This window comes from Butyrivibrio sp. (assembly GCF_015056685.1).
GTDB lineage: Bacteria > Bacillota > Clostridia > Lachnospirales > Lachnospiraceae > Butyrivibrio.
In genome coordinates, this window is sequence record NZ_SVFW01000008.1 from 17,376 (window position 1) to 36,100 (window position 18,725).

Below are 18,725 nucleotides of genomic sequence, written 5' to 3' on the forward strand. Positions count from 1 at the left end.
ATTGGAGTTTGTATGATAGGAACAGAGTTTATTCCGGGGTACGGCCTCGGTAACCAGTTGTTTTTTTATATAGTTACCCGTTGTATGGCCCTTGATAAAGGCGTGGAATATGGATTCATAAATCCCGGCCAAGTGGGAAATGTGGCCCAGTCCCATCAGGGCATGTATTTCATGGACATCGATATGGGAAAAGAAATCCCAATGGCCAACAAGGATAAATTCACGATCTTTACTGAACAGGACGATCGCCTGTACATGGGCAATTCCAAGCATGACATGGCAAATGGCTGCTATATAAGTGGGCCGGATCCAAAGCTCTTTGAAATTGAAGACAACACTTTGATCTATGGCAATCTCCAGGATCAGAGCTACTTTGAAAGATATAGAGATCAGATCAAGGACTGGCTCAAAGTTAAGCCTGAGTATGAGTCCTATGAGTACACAGCAGATGACCTCTGTATCATAAACATACGCGGCGGTGAGTACACCAATCACCCGGAGCTCTACCTCGACAGAAAGTACTTTCTGAATGCCATAAAGAACATGAAGAAGATCAATCCTGCCATGAGATTTATGGTAGTGACTGAGGACGAAGAGGCTGCGAGAAAGATTCTTCCAGAGTACGAGTGCCACCACTTCGACATGGGAAAAGACTATGTGACAGTTAAGAATGCCAGATACCTCATTTTGTCCAATTCATCTTTTTCAATCATGCCGGTAATGTCCAGCACAGAGCTAAAGTACGCAATTGCTCCTAAGTACTGGGCAAGGCACAATATATCAGACGGTTTCTGGTCTTCAGAGCAGAATATTTACACCTTTTTACACTATCAGGACAAAAAAGGCAGGATATTTGAGGCGGATGAGTGCAGAAAAGAGCTTGAAGAGTATAAAAAGAAATCAGCTCTTTATGCCAGAAAAAATAAAAGACCCGGTTCTATAAGGCTCTTTTGCCAGGTAATCCGCAGGAAGTGCCTCTACGGAGTCTTCTATGCCAAGAAGATCTTAAGAAGCCTTGAAAAGCGCGTAGGAATCATCAAGAGATTTCAGTATTAATGCGTATATTAAATATATTTAGAGGAATAAAATGGAGAAAAAGTTAAAGCTCCCCCAGGTTACGCTCTGCGCCATGACCAGTGTTAATGTTTATGAGACTGTGCAGGCCATGAAGTACAGCATGAGGGAGATTGAGTATGGAGATGCGGTTCTTATTTCAGATAAAAGACCTTTCTATCTGCCAAAGAACATCAGATTCAGTTACACCTCCAAGCTCGACAGTATCGATAAATTTAATTACAAGATGGTTTACGAGCTTAAGGACCACATAAATACAGACTTTTGTATGGTGGTCCACGCTGATGGATTTGTTATTCATCCTGAGAACTGGCGCGACGAGTTCCTTGAGTACGACTATATTGGCTCTCCCTGGCCGCTTCCTAAAAATGATTACGCCTACAGGGATTCAAAGGGCGAGATCTGTAGAGTTGGAAACAGCGTATCCTTAAGGTCAAAGAGGCTTTTGGAATATCCTGCAGCTCATAATCTTAAGTGGGAAAAGGTCTACGACGGATTTTATAACGAGGATATCTTCCTTTGCTGTTACCACAAAAATGCTATGGAAGCTGAAGGCATGAAGTGGGCGCCAATTGGAGTTGCGGTGCAGTTTGGAAGAGAGCATCCACTTCCTGAAAATAAGGGAATAGAGCCCTTTGCATTTCATAAATGGTGGGGAGAGAATGCGGATTATCCCAGATTCTACAGCCCTAAAAAGAGATTCAAAATGGCAGTAAGACCGCTTCTTTTCTGGAGAAGAAGTAAGAAGTGGAGACAGGAGCATGGCATAGAATGATCTTTTCAGTTATAGTTCCGGTTCATAACGCAGAAAAGTACATAAAAGAAATGATGGATTGCATTATCCCTCAGCTTGGAAAGAGCGGAATGGATGCGGAGCTTATCCTGATTGAGAACGGTTCAACGGACAATTCTCCTGCAATTTGCGATAAATACGCTGCTGATAATCCATTTGTTTTTTGCTATCACTACGGAAAGATTGGTGCCTATGCTGCCCGCAAGGAAGGCATAAAAAAGTCCATGGGCCAGTGGCTCATTTTTGCTGATGCGGATGATCTTTTGGTGGATACAGCAATTGAGGATATCTGCAGAGGCCTGACAGATGCATCTATAGCTCACAAGCCCTTTGATATAGTGCTTTACAATGCGGCTACGGATAAGGCTCCATCAAGGCGTAAGTTCAATTTTCCCTTTGAGGAGAACAAGGTCTACCAGGGCGCTGCCAAGGATTCTTTTTACAAAGTTATGTGTGAGGGCGACTCCCTAAATGCCATGTGGAATAAGTGCATCAAAAGAGAGCTTGCTATTGATGTGCTTCTTCAGGATAAGGACATGTTCCTTAACTATGGCGAGGACCTTTTGCAGACAGCGGCATTTTTGGATAAAGCCCGCGGAATCGTTTATCTTGATAAGATCCTCTATATCTACAGGCCAAACGATAAGGGCCTTACAGGGGGCTATCACATTGAATACCTCCCCAATCAGGAGACAGCCTGGAATAAGTTTGATTCCTATGTGAAAAAATGGGGTGGAGAGCGTTTTGTTACGACAGTTGACAGGAGGAAGTCTCTGACCTGCAGCATTGCCATAGCAAAGCTTATTTACTCTGACCAGCCGGTTTCGGTAAAGATGTCAGAGCTTTCAAATATATTTAACAGTGAATTTTACAAAAGATACAGCCAGATGCCGCTTCCTGATTGGGCTCCGGAAGAGAGCATGGAGATACATAAGCTTCAGATATCAAGAGGAGCACTGCAAAAGCTCTTTTTATCCGGGGTGAAATACAGTGCAAAGGCAGTAGCAAAGCGGGCGATAAAGAGAAAATAGCAATCCCGGTTTGCAAAGGATGGAATAATTAGATAGCTATGGTTTACGATTTAATACCTTTTTTTAACGAAATAGATATATTAAAGCTAAGGCTCGGAATCCTTGATCCTTACGTGGATAAGTTCATCATTGAGGAAGCCACCACGACTTTTTCCGGTGAGCCAAAAGAGCTGTGCTTTGAGAAAAATAAGGAACTATTTAAGGAATATCTGGATAAGATTATCTATATTGTTGTGGATGAGGACAAAGATTTCAAGGTAACCCATGAGAGAGATTACTTTCAGAAAAACCACCTGATCCAGGGGCTTGAGCAGGTTGGGGCGACTGCGGATGATGTGATTATTTTTGGAGATGCCGACGAAATTCCCAATCCGGCTGTGTTAAAGGGTATTGTGGAAAAATTCGACAATACAAAAGTTTACCACCTTGCTCAGAGAAACTTTTATGTTTATATGAATAATGAGGAAAAGTCAGGGATTTTAATGTCCATAACAGGCGAATTTCCTGACATTCCACAGACTGAGAGAAAGTGGCTTGGAACTAAGATTACTTCTATAAACAACATTCCAAGAGAGGGAATTGTAAGGCTTCGCGACCTTGTTTCTGTGTGCGATAAGAGATCCGTGCGTGTTGCGAATGGTGGATGGCACTTCGGATATATGGGCGGTCACGGGGAAAAAGACCCTACAAAGAGAATCGGCGTTAAAGTAAAAGCCGCAGCCCATCAGGAGTACAACGACAGGGAAGTTTTAAAAGAAACCATGGATCATCTGATCCTGGGACATGATATATTCGGCAGAAATGCTCATTTTGAGAGATGTGAGATTGACGATAGTTATCCACAGTACTTAAGAGACCACATCGCTGAGTACAGTCATCTTGTTATGCCTAAGGTGACAGCTCTTTCAAAGTGCTATCACTATGTAGACATCACTGCAGGAAGATTTTGCAGGAAGGCATATTACAAGGTGATGAGGATGCTGAAAAATAAATGATCATTGAATGGATTAATGCCAAAGAGAGTAATGATCATTGAATAGATATAGGTTAATGAAGTAAATGTTGATTTCATGAATACATGGTTGGCAATCTAAAGTGAAATAGAGGAACTGATAATGTCTGAGAAGAAGAACAGAAGACTTTTCATAGGACTTGTGATTACAGCATTCTTAATGATCGCTGTCTATGAGTTTTTAACTCCAAACATGTCTGATGACATCATATATGGCGACACTGTGGCTAAGGCAGGAAACTTTTTTGATCTGTTTAGCCAGGAGTATGAGCATTACATGAACCACAGTGGCAGAAGTGTGGCTCACTTTATTCTCAGAGTATTTCTTTTCATGAAGACAAAGAGCGTGTTCAACGTGGTTGCGGCAGCAGTTTTTACCGTTTTATCACTTCTTATGTATGAGAATATTGATCACAAGAGAAAATATGACATAAGGCTCTTCGGCCTGGTAATCCTGTTTTTGTGGTTTTTGGACCCTGCTATGAGCAACACGGTCTTTTGGGAGACCGGTGCCTGCAACTATCTGTTTACAGGGACCATTGCTATTGCCTATTGCACCTATTTTAGAAGGCACATGAGAATTGAGAGCGAAAACAAGATTTCTCTCATGATAAAGATGTTTGTCCTTGGTTTACTTGCGGGTTGGTGCAACGAGAACACATCGGGCGGCGTTATCCTCTTTGGCCTTATCCTGTTTGTGGATAAATGGCTTGCAAACGGCAAAAAATGTGGATTCATAAAGCCATGGATGATAACAGGTTTTGCTGGAAATCTTATTGGCTTTGCGGTTATGATCCTTTCTCCCGGAAATTTTGGCAGAGCAGAGGTTGCAGAGGAAGAGCACACAGGCCTTCTTGCCATAATGGCGAGATTTTTGAAGATAGTTATCAACATAAGAGACAACTATTTCATTCTTGTAGCGGCTTTTGTAGTTCTTTTGATATTTATCTACTACATGTCAGCAGATAAAAAGAAATTCCTTGAGACCACAAAGTACATGAGAACTCTGGGTTTTGTGGCTCTTATGACAGCTTTTTCACTTATTGCTGTTCCCTCATCACAGATAAGAACCTACTATGGTGCAGGTCTTTTCATGATGATGGCAGTGCTTAACGGTGCAGGAATTGTGGCTAATACGCTGCTCATGTCAGGAAGTGCATCTGACAAAGAGGGCGGCCTTTCATATACGATGCTGCAGACAGCAGTAACTTCACTTGTGGCAGTTTGGGCAATTGTGCTTGCTTTCACTTATATCGAGCAGGGAGCAAACCTTGCCAGGATCAAAAGAGAAATGGATGAGCGTGATGCCTATGTTTGGCAGCAGGTTGAGGCTGGGGAAGTGGAAATTTGTGTTCCAAGGCTCAGACCACAGTGGGAAAACAGATTTTCTTTTGCCTATGATTCAGATATTTCTGATGATTGCGATTATTGGATCAATCTATTCTATACAGAGCACTATGGAATCGAATGTTTTTGGAGCGTTGATAGAGAGGAATGGACTGCGTACTAATGGAAAAAAAGGTAAGCATAATAATTCCGGTTTATCAGGCAGCCAAATACCTTGAAAGGTGCGTAGAATCCTGCCTGGGGCAGAAGGGCATAAATGCTGATGAGCTGGAAATAATCCTGGTCGATGATGGCTCAACAGATGGCAGCAGCGAGCTTACGGATGAGCTTGAGAGAAGCGGTGGCAACATAGTGAAGGTTATACACACTAGCAACCACGGTGTATCTCATGCCCGCAATCTGGGAATTGAGAAGGCGACAGGCAAGTATATCTGTTTTGTGGATGCGGATGACTATGTAGGTGAGAGCTTTGTGGCTAATCTTCTGGCTGCTGTGGAGTGTGAGAGTGCAACTGATGAAGAGTCAACAATTATCAAGAGTAATACAGCTGAAAATGTGGATAAGAAAGATGAAGATGCTCAGAATTGTGGATTAGGCAGTGCAATGCCAGTAATAATCGATTCCACGGATGCGTATTTGTCAGGACTTAGCATTAGTGGATATCAGTATATTGAGAACTCAATCCTAAACAGAAACACCCATGTGTGGGGAAAGCTCTTTTTACTAAGTGCCATAAGAGACAATCATGTCACCTTCAAAGAAGGGCTGACAATCGGTGAGGATCTACTTTTCCTTTTGGATATAGCTCTTTTGCAGGGAAAGAAAAAGACAGTGAAGTGCACGGGAACGAGTGGCTATGTTTATGTGGATAACCCTGAAGGCGCCATGAAGAAGGCTTTTAAGGAAAGCTACCTTGATGAGGTTGTTTGCTGGCGTGAGGCGGAGGAAAAGCTCCTTGGAGCAAGGGAGTACATTTCAAAGTATTCTTTTGTGAGCGTTGCCGTGAGCCAGATCATGACAGCTCTTTTGGTGGCAGGGAAACTTGCAAGGACAGATGAGGCCGAAAGAGATAAGGATATAGAAACACTTGTTATTTCAAAAGTCAGGGAACAGGTCAGCCATGCCCTTAAAGTGCGAGGCGCATTTGCGGCCCTTGAGTTTGGATACAAGATCAAGGTGACTATTTTCAGAATCAATCCGAAGTTTTATCTCAGGATTTATGGAAGTTATAAATCCTAGAGATGAAATTCAGATTATATCTATAGTTTTATGAAGTTATAAAGAAAGCTATAAATATATTTATGCTGATTAGAGAATACTTATCTGTTAGGCATAAGTTTATAAATGATAGTGAGAGAGGATTCGCATGAATCTAAACAGACCGATAGTTTTATATTATCACGCCGGCAGCGGAAATCATGGCTGCGAGGCTATTGCAAACAGTACGCTAAAGCTCATTCACAGAAAGAGGATTGAGCAGGGATGCGACATGGAGAACATGCCGATTCCTGTTGTTATTTCTAACAATGTGGAAGAGGACAGAAAGTACTCCCTTGGGGAGCTGGAGAAACAGGGACTTTGTGTTCTTGCCAATGAAAGGCATATTGATCAGGACTTTTTTGCCCATGTGATCTACTACGGATGGCGCAAGATAACCGGTGATAAGCAGTCCTTCATGAGATACAGATTTAGGGACGGCTACAGGGCTTATGTTCAGGAGCATAACAGGTGCGATACTCAGAAACGGGATGAAAAAGCGGATATGAGCATCGCGACAAACAATACTCCACTTGCGATTTCAATTGGCGGTGACAACTACTGTTACCCAGAGATGGTTTCGGACCTGATACTTGCCCATGATTATTTTAGAAAAAGAGGCTTTGATACAGTCCTTTGGGGATGCTCTATTGAGCCTGATTCCCTTAAGGATGCAGCTCTTTTAAAAGACCTTATGAACTTCGACAGGATCTATGCGAGAGAGTCCATAACTTATAATGCTCTTTTGAATGCAGGAATCTCTGCTGATAAGCTTGAGCTTAGAAAGGATCCGGCATTTGAGCTGGAGACAAATGATTATAAGGCAGGTCTTTTACATAAGGATTACATCGGAATAAACCTAAGCCCAATGGTAATTGCCAAGGAGAAGACTCCGGGAATCACCATGGAGAATTACAAGAGGTTTATTCAGTACATCCTGGATAACACTGATCAGTCAGTTGCTCTGATACCACATGTGGTCTGGGCAAACAACGACGACAGGAAGCCGCTTTCTGAGCTTTTCGAAGCTTTCAAAGATAGCAAAAGAGTCTTTTTGATAGAGGATATGTCAGCTTCGGACCTCAAGGGCTACATTTCAAAGTGCAGCTTTTTTGTGGGAGCAAGGACACACAGCACAATTGCCGCTTATTCAAGTAAAGTGCCAACTCTTGTAATCGGTTATTCAGTAAAGAGCCGAGGCATTGCGACAGATCTTTTTGGCAGCTATGAGAATTACTGTCTTCCGGTGCAGGAGCTGTCCGATCCGGACGCGCTTATAAATGGCTATAAGTGGGTTATGAGCCATTCATAACTGAATCAATAGCTGTGATGATGAGTTTTTGTAATTCACGCTAAATTTGATGGATAGAGAAGTAAAATACCTGATCATATAGCCTAAGGTGTTAATGAGCAGGTATGAAAAGAATTGGGGATGAAAATATGATAATTTTGCAGATAGCTGGTGGTTTGGGGAACCAGATGCAGCAGTATGCGCTTTACAGGAAATTTTTAAAGTGCGGAAAAACAGTGAAGCTTGACCTTTCATGGTTTGGCCCGGAAATTCAGAAACACATGCTGGCTCCCAGGGAGTTTGAGCTTTCTCTTTTTAAGGACCTTCCATACGAAGTTTGTACTAAAGAGGAAAAAGATGCGCTTATAAAGCAGAATCTTTTTCAAAAGATAGCAGGAAAAGTTTCACAAAAGCTTGGAAAAAGTGCAAGCTCCAATCCTAAGGTTTTTGTGGAAACCAAGATGTATCACGAAGAGATTTTTGACCTGGATGATATTTATATCACCGGTTATTTTGCCTGCCAGTACTATTATGACGACGTGATGGCAGAGCTTCAGGATCTGTTTGTATTCCCGCCCCACTCCATTCCGGAACTTGATCAGCGCAATGCTGTTTTGGCTTCAAAGATGGAAAAAGAAACTTCTGTCAGCGTCCACATCAGGCGTGGAGATTATCTGAGCCCTGAAAACGTGGAGATTCTTGGAAATATTGCCTCTGATAAGTACTATGAGAGCGCCATGAATTATTTCCTTGAAAAGGATGAGAATACTCATTTCTATATTTTCACCAGTGACCACGAGTACGCAAGAGACCACTACAGCGATGAATCCCGCTACACGATCATAGATTGGAACACAGGTAAAAACAGCCTTCAGGACCTTATGCTCATGAGTCACTGCAAGGGCAATATCTGTGCCAATTCTACATTCAGCTTCTGGGGAGCGAGGCTCAATAAGCGTCCCGACAGAGAACTTGTCCGCACACTCAAGATGCGTAACAATCAGGAAGCTTTGCCTGAAGTTATGCATAAATACTGGAAAGACTGGATCCTCATTGATGAGAACGGAACGATCGTCTAAAAAGGTGCGCATGAGTGCATAAAGTGCTAGTAATTAGCGAAATGTTAGATATATAAAGGAATTTGTTTTAATGGGTAGAGTTAAGTCAGCAACGAGAAATATTGCATTTGGATATATTGGTCAGGTTGCAACCATGATCATGTCTTTTGTGCTACGAAAGATCTTTATCATGCATCTGAGCGAAACTCTGCTTGGCATCAACAGCACATACACAAATATTCTCTCAATCCTCAATATGGCCGAGCTGGGCATCGGAACAGCTCTTAACTTCAGCCTTTATGGCCCGGTTTCCCGCGGCGAAAAAGAGAAGATCAAGTCTTACATGCAGATGTACAAAAAGGCCTACTACTGTATCGCTTTGGTAGTGGCTGTCATGGGTACAGCGCTCGCGCCATTTCTTAAGTATCTGGTAAAAAAGCCGGATGGAGTTCTTTTACGAGATCTTACACTCTACTATTTCATTTTTCTTTTTAACACTGTCAGCAGCTACTTTGTTGCTTACAAATACAGTCTGGTCAATGCTGAGCAAAAGAACTATGTTCAGACCAACATTCTTACAATAACAAAAGTTATTACAGTCTTTTTCCAGATAATTGTCATCATCGTTACCAGAAATTTCTACCTGTTCCTGATAACAGATGCAGTGATCCAGCTTCTTCAGAAGATATTTGTTTCAAGATATCTCAATAAGATGTATCCATATCTTACGGAAAAAGATATTACGCCTCTGTCAAAAGAGGAGAGTGATACTGTCTGGAAGAAGACGAAAGCCCTTGTGTTTCATAAGGTTGGCGATGTTGCCAGACTTCAGACCGACGCCCTTATCATTTCTTCTTTTATCGAAGTAAAAATGGCAGGCTTTGTTGATAACTACAACATGGTCATCAGCTCAGTCTCAAATTTCGTAAACATCATTTTCAATTCAGTAATCTCAAGCTTTGGAAACCTTATCGCCACAGAGTCCAAGGAAAAGCAGTACGAGATGTTCAAAGTCTACAGATTTTTTGCATCCTGGGTTTATGGCTACTCCTGCGTGGGATTCATGGTTCTTTTGACTCCTCTTATCAGGATAATGTACGGAGATTACTGGGCTCTGGCACCAATGGTAATCTACTGCATCCTAATCGACTATTACTTCAAGGGCGATCGAATTGTCCTTAGTAACTATAAGACCGCAGCCGGCGTGTTCGAGCAGGATAAGTACCTTGCTCTGATCCAGGGCGCAGTAAACCTTGTGATATCAATCGCTCTGGTGCAGACGCCCCTTGGTCTTGCCGGAATTTACATTGGAACAATTGTTTCAGGACTTATTGCAAATATCACCAAACCAATCATTATCTATCGCGCCTGCTTTGACATGAGCGCAAAGAGCTACTTTGTAGACACATGCAAATACCTTGCAAGCCTTGTCTTTGTGCTGATTGTATGCAATGCTATCAGTATCAGGCTTCTTGCAGATTTGAATATTCTTACGTTCCTTGTTATGGCTGTTATCATTACTGTCGTATTCAACGGAGTGTATTTCCTCCTCTACGGCAGAACAGCAGAGTTTAAGTACGTACTTGAAAAAGTCCTCGCGAAGGTTGGAAGATAATCATTATTTATATTCGCACATAGAGGTGTTAATTATGGGCTATAGAGTTACAGATGAAAGATACAAAATGGTCTTGGACAGGACAGTTGACGATTTACTTGGAATCATGAATGTTTCCTTGGTCCAGCAGGCAAAAGACGTAGTGAAAAGGTTTATGGGGCGCTCGGTCCGCACTAAAGATCCATTATTTTGGCCTGCAGGAATGTTGATGCTGGGACTTGTTTCTGCATCGGAGCAGGAAGATGTAGAAATAAAAAACAAGTGCCTTGCTGCAATCTCAGCGCACCTGGATATGTGGCTTAAATCCTATGATGGAAAGATAGATTTTGTTGATGATGCTTTGGCTGGAGTTTGCTTTATTAGAGCATATGAGCTCACTAATGAGGATAAGTACAAAGAGGCAGCTGACAAGATAGCACAGTTTATATTAACAGCACCTCGAGATGAGCAGGGAACAATCATATATAATCCGGGTAGAAATTCATCCAATATTTTTGCTGACGGAGTAGGACAGGTTTCCATGTTCATGGCTGCTTATACAAGTGCCTTTCCGGATAGCGACATTGTCATAAGTTCCGGCTCCAGGCTTGATGCCAGTAAACAGATAAAGAACTTCTTTGAAATGGGAGTAGACAAGAAAAGCGGACTAAATTACCACGGGTATTCGCTTCATGATAATCAGAAAAAAGGTCTTCTTGGTTGGGGAAGAGCATTTGGATGGCTCTACATGGGAGTTGCAGAGGCTGCCTGTGCTGCAATTAAGAGCAGTGATGAAGCAAATGATAATGACGAGAAAATTCCAAATAGCGAAAATCTCGATAGTAGTGAGTGCCAAAAAGATTGTCCTGATAAGAAGCGCTGTTTCATGAATTCCGGATTCAATATAACTGGATTGTACAGACAGATGAGCAGAACAGCTCTTGAATACCAGCGTGCTGACGGCGGTTGGAGCTGGCAGATTCAGGGGACAGAAGGGCATATTGATATTTCTGCAACAGGCATGATCGCATATTCATTGGCGAGGGGTTACAACGCCGGGATACTTGATAACGTTGAAGACATAGACAGTTCTTTTGACAAGGCTGCTGAATGCATGTTGTCGCATACTGAAAAAGGGGCAGTGCTTGATGCACTTAGCTCATGTGATGATTTTGGGGTTCATTATCAGACTTATGGGCATTATCCTTGGGGACAAGGAGCAGTGCTCGCAGCACTTGCAGTTATTAGATAATTTGTGACTTAGGAATAAATGAATACATATCAATAAAGTTAGATTGATTGAAATGTAATGAGGGTTAGCATAATAGAAAATATCAGGAAAGAGAAGGGGATTACAATGAGATACGGAGCACTTGAAGCTGGCGGAACAAAGATGATAGTGGCAATTGGGGACGAGAATGGAAAAATCTTGGAGAGAGCATCTTTTCCTACGCTCACGCCTTCTGAGACAATGCCAAAGATGATTGATTTCTTTAAGGATAAAGAAATCGTTAGCCTTGGAATTGCCTGCTTTGGACCAATTGACCTGAACAAGGAGTCAAAGACTTACGGATATATCACATCCACACCAAAGCTTGATTGGAGAAACTATGACATCGTAGGAGAATTCAAGAAGGCGCTTAATGTTCCTGTTGGATTTGACACAGATGTTAACGGTTCACTTCTTGGTGAGATTACATGGGGATGCGCACAGAACAAGACTGATGCCATCTACCTTACAATCGGAACAGGCATAGGCGGCGGAGTTATGACCAATGGCAAGCTCCTTCATGGCATGCTTCATCCGGAGATGGGACATATTAAGCTTGCTTTGGAAGATGGAGATACCTACAAAGGAAAGTGCCCATATCACGGTACCTGTTTTGAAGGACTGGCAGCAGGCCCTGCTATTGAAGAGCGCTGGGGCAAAAAGGCCGTTGAACTTGCTGACAACAACGAAGTCTGGGAACTTGAAAGCGCTTATATTGCTCAGGCACTTAGCTCATATATTCTTACCCTTAGCCCTCAGATAATCATTCTTGGCGGCGGCGTAATGCATCAGATGCAACTCTTTCCACTTATCAGGAAAAAAGTCATTGAGCAGCTTAATGGTTACATCAACACTGATGAGATCAAAAACATTGATGAATACATAGTTCCTGCAAGCCTAAACGATGACCAGGGAATAATGGGAGCTGTGAAACTCGCTATTGATGCGGTTTGAGTTACAACAAAAAATTAGAGCGGCAACTTAGCGTGCCGCTCTTTTAAGCAAATAAATCTAGTGAAGCTCCCTGAACACCATATGTTTGACCGGACATATTCTGTCCGTATCCAACTGTCATGCCTTGGAATTTCTGAGCGACTTCATTGTAAGCCCTATTTGTTTCCTGAGACTTTTTTACATAGTCCATCGACATAGTTAATGAATCAGAGTCTTCCTGTGTTGATGCGACCTGTGCATTTGGATATATCACAGGTGGCACATTCATCACGGCGCCCTGCATACCTGTCTCAGAAAATGCATCAGAAATATCAGCTTCGTTCTTTAGTTTGTAGTTCAATGGCTGAACAAAGCTCATTCCGTACATGTTTCCAATTCCACCAACGGCTAATCCCATACAAACCCTTTCTAAAAAAGTGCAAACATACTTAAACAATTGTTTCGAAACCGATTAAGACAATTGTTCCAAAAATTCAATAATATCGCTTTCAGATAAAAATCGGCAAAAAGCCCACCATTACTTCCTTTAATGATATTCTCAGAGGATAAGGGAATCAATTATTGCCATTGAAATTTTGTATTAAATTTTTATGACCAATTATGAAATTTTGTTTAAATTTATGATAAAATTATGTTGAGGGGTAATCTTATCCTTCGGAAAAAGACTTCAATTGTTGGACATAAATGGAAAGAGAGAAAGGAGCGACCTGCTTATGAAAAACAGCCAGCTGCAATACTCTCCGTTCAAACCAAACTTGAAGACAGCCGAAGTATTTGCGTGGGGCGATCCGGAGTATAATCTTTTTGACCAGCTGAATGAAAAGTACGAAAAGACACACCCTGAGTATTCTAAGTTATCTTCGTACGAGAAGATGGTTATCAGAGAGCAGATCCATCATGAAGCTATTGGCTTGACGCCATTGAATCTTATTAAGAGCTTCATAGAAGATCCGCAGTTTGATGAATTTAGAATTGTATGACATTTTGAATGTTTTTACCGTACTCATCTAATCCCAGAACTAGAAAATAGTTCTGGGATATTTTTTTACCTAAAATACTTTGTTATGATCTCATCGACTTCAAAAATTGTTAATGGATGATTGGAAGTCTCATATGTGCATATAAGATTGATTGATGGAATATAGCCTTCATTTGGATATATTCTCATCTTTTTTAAGAAATTGTTATTAACATATTCTGGATCATCCATTCTTCCAAAGTGCTCCCAAATGTATATTTCTTTTGTTATTGGATGCATGATCATAAAATCAGGACTTATCAGCGTGTTTCCAAGTCTGATTGGATATTCATATCGGTATGGGATTGATGCTCTGAATAGCTCATCTGAAATTAGTGATTCTGATTTAGATCGTACCATGATTCCTTTGATGGTAGGATAGATCAAGTTTTCTGGAAAAGATGGATTTCCCGGATTTGGTGCCATTTCCCATGCTTTTAGCTCATTATTGCTTGGGGTAATAAGTGGTAATATGATTCGGCGAAAGCCATCACTATTTCTTAATAATTGCTCAGCCGTTTTTTTAGGATATTTAGCAACATAGGATTCGGTGGCCTTAAGCTGTTGCTTAAGAGCGTAGAGCTCGCGGGTTTTATAGGCTTTCATAGCTAGTTTTTGAATTAGATATTTATCATTTGCGCTAAGGTATCTTCTGGTTAAGTGGCAATCTTCTTCGATAACATGGTATTTTTTGTAATAATTGCCATTTTTGTATATTGCAAGATACCCGTCAGGAAAACTAGCTTTTTTAATTTCTTTTTCAATTCTATTAATTTTTGTGATTAACTGTTCCTTTTCTTGTAACATGGCTTCTAAATAATCCATTGATCTCTCCTTTTATGTTTGTTGGAATGATTCGTTAAGAAAAAATAACGAAAACTATACGACTACGGGCATAGGGCCTGTAGATTCGAATCGATTCAGAATTATTATTTTCAGGAATACATTTGATCCGTAAGAAAAACAATTCAGAATTTTAGAATGTCGTGAAAACGACAAAAGATAAAATATCATTTATCTAATCTGTTGTAAAGAGGATTTTGCAAAGAGAGTTTTTACGAAGAGTTTTTTTTATGCTAATCGTAATTGCCAAGGCTTTTGACTTTGCGGTTTGGGTATATGCGGCTATAAATGCAATTACAGCACCATTGAAGATCATTTTTGATAGCATGAAATGGGCATAGGAATGCGATTTGTTAATTACAACATCCCTTAATACGATGATAATTGAGTCTACAAGTCCATGTTATGGATGTGTAGATTCAATTTATTTTATATATACCCAAAATCTGATTTCCAAAAAACAGCCAATGGATGTGTAGTTTGAAAAAACTTGCTATATGCCCAATCGAGGAATTAAAAAGATTATTCGACTGAGATTGGATGAGCATAAAGTGTACACGCTAGCTGAGCATGAAAAGAAGCCACCTGTTTGATAGGTGGCTTCGTAATAAATGAGACTAGACCAGCATGAACCAGAATAAACCAAACCAATTCGCAATATAGATCAAGTCCGAAGTTTCATACACAATCATCATCCCTTATTCTCATACTGCACTTTGGCGGCCTGGATCTGGGCGTTGACGTCGGCTAGAAACTGGTGGTTGGTTGGATCTGAGATGAATATCAGGAAATCGCTGGCTTCCTTGCGGGTGAGCTTTTGAATTCCGGTAAGATAGGACATGATTTCTTCTTGGGTTTTACCCTCGCTGATAAAGCTTTCGACTTTATCGAAAAGAATCATAAACCTGCGGACTTTATTTTTAGTATTTATATGATGCAGTTCAATAATGATGGAAAGCAGAATGAACGAAGATGCCACAAAAAGAATCAGGCTCAGTATACCGTACAGATAGATACCAACCCTCATATTAAGAATGGTGGAACTTAAAGATGATAACACCAAAATAGAAAGAGATGTTATCAAGATGACCAGCCGGGTATAATTCCGGAGCTTGTCATCCAAATCCATGAGCTTTACAGCTAGTCCAAAAACTATGTAGAATACTGCTGCAAAGGCCATCCCCAGATAACACAACTGTAGCATATGTTTATCCCCCTTTATTCAATTGTAACAATCATAAATGAATTATGCAATTCTAAGTAGAATCTATTGACTTTTACACTACAATGCTTTAACCTTTAAAAGTAATACAAGATTGTATACATATATACATTTATTGCTTATATCTGATGAGCAGCATTAAAAATCATGATAGGCTGTGGTTTCAATCAAGAAGGATATAACTATGTATAAGTGCATCTATGTATTACACTCTTATGAAGGAGGAAAAATATTATGAAGAAGTTCACTAAGGCATTTAGCGTATTCATGGCATCAGCGCTCCTTGCTACATCACTTGTTGGATGTGGTGATGCTCAGAGCACAGGTGCTACAGAGACAGCAGAAGGCGCAGCACAGGCAGAAGGCAGCGCAGCAGGTGCTACATTTAAGATTGGTGCTATCGGACCTCTTACAGGTGGCGCAGCAGCATACGGTAATGCAGTATGTAACGCAGCAGAGCTTGCAGTTGCAGAGATCAATGCAGCAGGCGGAATCAATGGTTATCAGGTTGAGTACAGCAAAGAAGATGATGAGCTCAACGCTGAGAAGTCAGTAAATGCTTATAACACTCTTAAGGACTGGGGCATGCAGATCCTTGTTGGTTCTACAACAAGTGCTTGCTCAATCGCAGTTTCAGAGTACACAAAGGCTGACAACATGTTCCAGCTTACACCTTCAGGATCAGCTGAGGATTGCGTAAAATATGACAACGTATTCCGTGTATGCTTCTCAGATCCTAACCAGGGTATTGCTTCTGCTCAGTATATTTCAGATCACAACCTTGCTACAAAGGTTGGTATCATCTACGACAGCTCAGACGTATATTCAAACGGTATCTATCAGAAGTTTGTTCAGGAGTCTGAGGGAAAGAACTACGAAGTAGTTTCAGCTGAAGCTTTCACACAGGACAACAACACAGACTTCTCAGTACAGCTTCAGAAGGCAAAAGATGCAGGTGCAGACCTTGTATTCCTTCCTATCTACTACAAAGATGCATCTCTTATCCTTACACAGGCAAACACAATGGGATATGATCCAACATTCTTCGGTGTTGATGGTTTGGATGGTATCCTTTCAGTTGAGAATTTTGACACAACACTTGCTGAGGGCGTAATGCTTCTTACACCTTTCGCAGCTGATGCAACAGATGATCTTACAGTTAACTTTGTAAAGAACTACAAAGAAAAATATGGTGATACACCTAACCAGTTCGCAGCAGATGCTTATGATGCAGTATTCATCATAAAGCAGGCACTTGAGTCAAAGAATGCAACACCTGATATGAGCACATCTGATCTTTGTGAAGCTCTTAAGAGCGCTATGACAGAGATTGAAGCTTCAGGTCTTACATCCACAAAGATGACTTGGGATGCAAGCGGTGAGCCTAACAAAGAGCCAAAGGCCGTAGTTATCAAGGATGGTGCATACGTTTCAGCTAACTAAGCTTACAGAACCTGACGAGGTAATTTCTAGTCTGGTTCGAACGTGTTACACCGAGCGAAGAGAGGTGTAACTTCCTTAGAAAATAAAAGTAAATGCAAGCGAGGGCGCTTAGAAATAAATGCCCTCGTTTTCTGTTACTGTGTTATCATTATAATGATGTAAAAAAGAACTTTTTTGGAGGAGACTATGAGTTTTTTGACATATCTCATAAATGGTCTGAGTCTTGGCAGTATCTATGCCATAATAGCCCTTGGATATACGATGGTTTACGGAATTGCCAAGATGCTTAATTTTGCACACGGTGATTTCATCATGGTGGGCTGCTACATTATTTTCTCAGTAAGCGCAGCACTTTCAGGTAATCCTATTTTAGGAATCCTTATTGCAATAGTGCTTTGCACACTTTTGGGAATCACAACTGAGTTCGTGGCATACAGACCACTTCGAGGTGCAGCATCTCCTTTGGCAGTACTTATTACTGCAATTGGTGTCAGCTACCTTTTGGAAAACGTAGCCCTTTTAATTTTCGGTGCTGACATTAAGTCTTTTACTTCCGTAGTCAAATGGGAAGGAATCACACTTTTCGATGGACAACTTAAGATCCAGGGAGTAACAATCGTTACAATTGTTGTGAGTATCGTTATTCTCATTGTTTTACAGCTGTTTATAAATAAGACAAAACAGGGACAGGCTATGCTGGCAGCATCTGAAGATAAAGGTGCAGCAGCGCTTATGGGCATTAACGTAAACAGAACCATCATGCTGACATTTGCCATTGGTTCTGCTCTTGCAGCTATCGCCGGAGCACTCTTGTGCTCAGCATATCCTTCACTTTCACCATATACAGGCGCTATGCCCGGTATCAAAGCTTTCGTGGCAGCAGTTCTTGGCGGAATCGGTTCGATTCCCGGAGCCATGATCGGAGGACTTGTTCTTGGTATCGTTGAGATACTGAGTAAGACATATATTTCATCACAGCTTTCAGATGCAATCGTGTTCGGTATTCTTGTTATCGTACTTCTTGTTAAGCCGACTGGCATTCTTGGGAAGAAGATACAGGAAAAGGTATGACTTGAAAGGATAAATATAAATGAGCAAAACAAAACGTGACAATCTCATCACATATGGCATAGTTATTCTTGCCTTTATAATATTTCAGGTGTTATCGGCAACAGGCAACCTTTCAAGCCACATGAAAGGCCTTTTGGTTCCAATGACATATTATGCGGTTATTGCAGTGGCACTTAATCTCTGTGTTGGAATCCTGGGAGAGCTCAGTATCGGACACTGCGGATTTATGTGCATAGGAGCATTCACCAGTGCATTCTTTTCAAAGGTAACTGAGGAAGTGCTTCCAACTGCACCAAGATTCATTATCGCATTTATCATAGGCATCGCATTTGCAGCCTTATTTGGATTTCTTATTGGTATCCCGGTTCTTAGACTTAAGGGCGACTACCTTGCAATCGTCACTCTTGCCTTTGGTGAGATCATAAAAAACGTCATCAATGCTTTTTA

The 18,725-nt window shown here is 41.2% G+C and carries 18 protein-coding genes; 15 read left to right on the forward strand and 3 right to left on the reverse strand.

From position 1 onward, the window contains the following. The first annotated feature begins 12 nt into the window (after positions 1-12). The 11 genes from E7303_RS04255 (at position 13) to E7303_RS04305 (ending at position 12,681) form a co-directional block, all read left to right on the forward strand. Positions 13-1,056: a glycosyl transferase gene (locus tag E7303_RS04255; RefSeq protein ID WP_292143993.1), complete on the forward strand. Its 1,044-nt coding sequence runs from the start codon at positions 13-15 to the stop codon at positions 1,054-1,056. A 31-nt stretch (positions 1,057-1,087) separates the two neighbouring features. Next, positions 1,088-1,849, forward strand: coding sequence for a DUF5672 family protein (locus tag E7303_RS04260; protein ID WP_292143994.1), 762 nt, complete (start codon positions 1,088-1,090; stop codon positions 1,847-1,849). Next, on the forward strand, positions 1,846-2,898 hold the full coding sequence (locus tag E7303_RS04265) for a glycosyltransferase family 2 protein (RefSeq protein ID WP_292143995.1): 1,053 nt from the start codon (positions 1,846-1,848) through the stop codon (positions 2,896-2,898). The genes E7303_RS04260 and E7303_RS04265 overlap by 4 nt, the downstream gene beginning before the upstream one ends. A gap of 38 nt (positions 2,899-2,936) precedes the next feature. After that, positions 2,937-3,893, forward strand: a complete 957-nt coding sequence (locus E7303_RS04270) for a glycosyl transferase GT17 family protein (RefSeq protein ID WP_292143996.1) — start codon at positions 2,937-2,939, stop codon at positions 3,891-3,893. A gap of 120 nt (positions 3,894-4,013) precedes the next feature. Continuing rightward, on the forward strand, positions 4,014-5,420 hold the full coding sequence (locus E7303_RS04275) for a DUF3329 domain-containing protein (RefSeq protein ID WP_292143997.1): 1,407 nt from the start codon (positions 4,014-4,016) through the stop codon (positions 5,418-5,420). Next, positions 5,420-6,496 carry a glycosyltransferase family 2 protein gene (locus E7303_RS04280; RefSeq protein WP_292143998.1) on the forward strand — a complete coding sequence of 359 codons (1,077 nt, stop codon included), beginning with the start codon at positions 5,420-5,422 and terminating at the stop codon, positions 6,494-6,496. The genes E7303_RS04275 and E7303_RS04280 overlap by 1 nt, the downstream gene beginning before the upstream one ends. A gap of 127 nt (positions 6,497-6,623) precedes the next feature. After that, the gene (locus E7303_RS04285; RefSeq protein ID WP_292143999.1) at positions 6,624-7,826 is read left to right on the forward strand and encodes a polysaccharide pyruvyl transferase family protein; all 1,203 of its coding nucleotides are present in this window, start codon (positions 6,624-6,626) and stop codon (positions 7,824-7,826) included. Between the two features lie 104 nt (positions 7,827-7,930). Next, positions 7,931-8,884 carry an alpha-1,2-fucosyltransferase gene (locus E7303_RS04290; RefSeq protein WP_292144000.1) on the forward strand — a complete coding sequence of 318 codons (954 nt, stop codon included), beginning with the start codon at positions 7,931-7,933 and terminating at the stop codon, positions 8,882-8,884. Between the two features lie 70 nt (positions 8,885-8,954). Continuing rightward, positions 8,955-10,478 (forward strand): lipopolysaccharide biosynthesis protein, encoded by a 1,524-nt coding sequence (locus E7303_RS04295; RefSeq protein ID WP_292144001.1) that lies wholly within the window; start codon positions 8,955-8,957, stop codon positions 10,476-10,478. A gap of 34 nt (positions 10,479-10,512) precedes the next feature. Continuing rightward, positions 10,513-11,709: a glycoside hydrolase family 88 protein gene (locus E7303_RS04300; protein ID WP_292144002.1), complete on the forward strand. Its 1,197-nt coding sequence runs from the start codon at positions 10,513-10,515 to the stop codon at positions 11,707-11,709. A gap of 105 nt (positions 11,710-11,814) precedes the next feature. Continuing rightward, entirely contained in the window at positions 11,815-12,681 is an 867-nt protein-coding gene (locus tag E7303_RS04305) for an ROK family protein (protein WP_292144003.1), read from the forward strand. 43 nt (positions 12,682-12,724) lie between these two features. On the opposite strand, the gene E7303_RS04310 is transcribed toward E7303_RS04305, so the two are convergent. Beyond that, on the reverse strand, positions 12,725-13,078 hold the full coding sequence (locus tag E7303_RS04310; RefSeq protein WP_292144004.1) for a hypothetical protein: 354 nt from the start codon (positions 13,076-13,078) through the stop codon (positions 12,725-12,727). A gap of 316 nt (positions 13,079-13,394) precedes the next feature. Here E7303_RS04310 and E7303_RS04315 point away from each other — a divergent pair, with 316 nt between their 5' ends. Continuing rightward, entirely contained in the window at positions 13,395-13,661 is a 267-nt protein-coding gene (locus E7303_RS04315) for a hypothetical protein (protein WP_022772737.1), read from the forward strand. Between the two features lie 65 nt (positions 13,662-13,726). Here E7303_RS04315 and E7303_RS04320 read toward each other — a convergent pair whose 3' ends face one another. Further along, a complete protein-coding gene (locus tag E7303_RS04320; protein WP_292144005.1) occupies positions 13,727-14,524 on the reverse strand; it encodes a hypothetical protein in 798 nt (265 codons plus the stop codon). A 709-nt stretch (positions 14,525-15,233) separates the two neighbouring features. After that, positions 15,234-15,746 carry a hypothetical protein gene (locus E7303_RS04325; protein WP_292144006.1) on the reverse strand — a complete coding sequence of 171 codons (513 nt, stop codon included), beginning with the start codon at positions 15,744-15,746 and terminating at the stop codon, positions 15,234-15,236. 252 nt (positions 15,747-15,998) lie between these two features. On the opposite strand from E7303_RS04325, the gene E7303_RS04330 reads away from it, so the two are divergent. From E7303_RS04330 to E7303_RS04340, 3 genes are all read left to right on the forward strand, one after another. Continuing rightward, positions 15,999-17,207: an ABC transporter substrate-binding protein gene (locus E7303_RS04330; protein ID WP_292144007.1), complete on the forward strand. Its 1,209-nt coding sequence runs from the start codon at positions 15,999-16,001 to the stop codon at positions 17,205-17,207. Positions 17,208-17,393: 186 nt separating this feature from the next. Continuing rightward, positions 17,394-18,278 (forward strand): branched-chain amino acid ABC transporter permease, encoded by an 885-nt coding sequence (locus tag E7303_RS04335; RefSeq protein WP_292144008.1) that lies wholly within the window; start codon positions 17,394-17,396, stop codon positions 18,276-18,278. 19 nt (positions 18,279-18,297) lie between these two features. Continuing rightward, a partial coding sequence (locus E7303_RS04340; RefSeq protein WP_442861643.1) for an ABC transporter permease subunit occupies positions 18,298-18,725 on the forward strand: 428 nt, incomplete at its 3' end.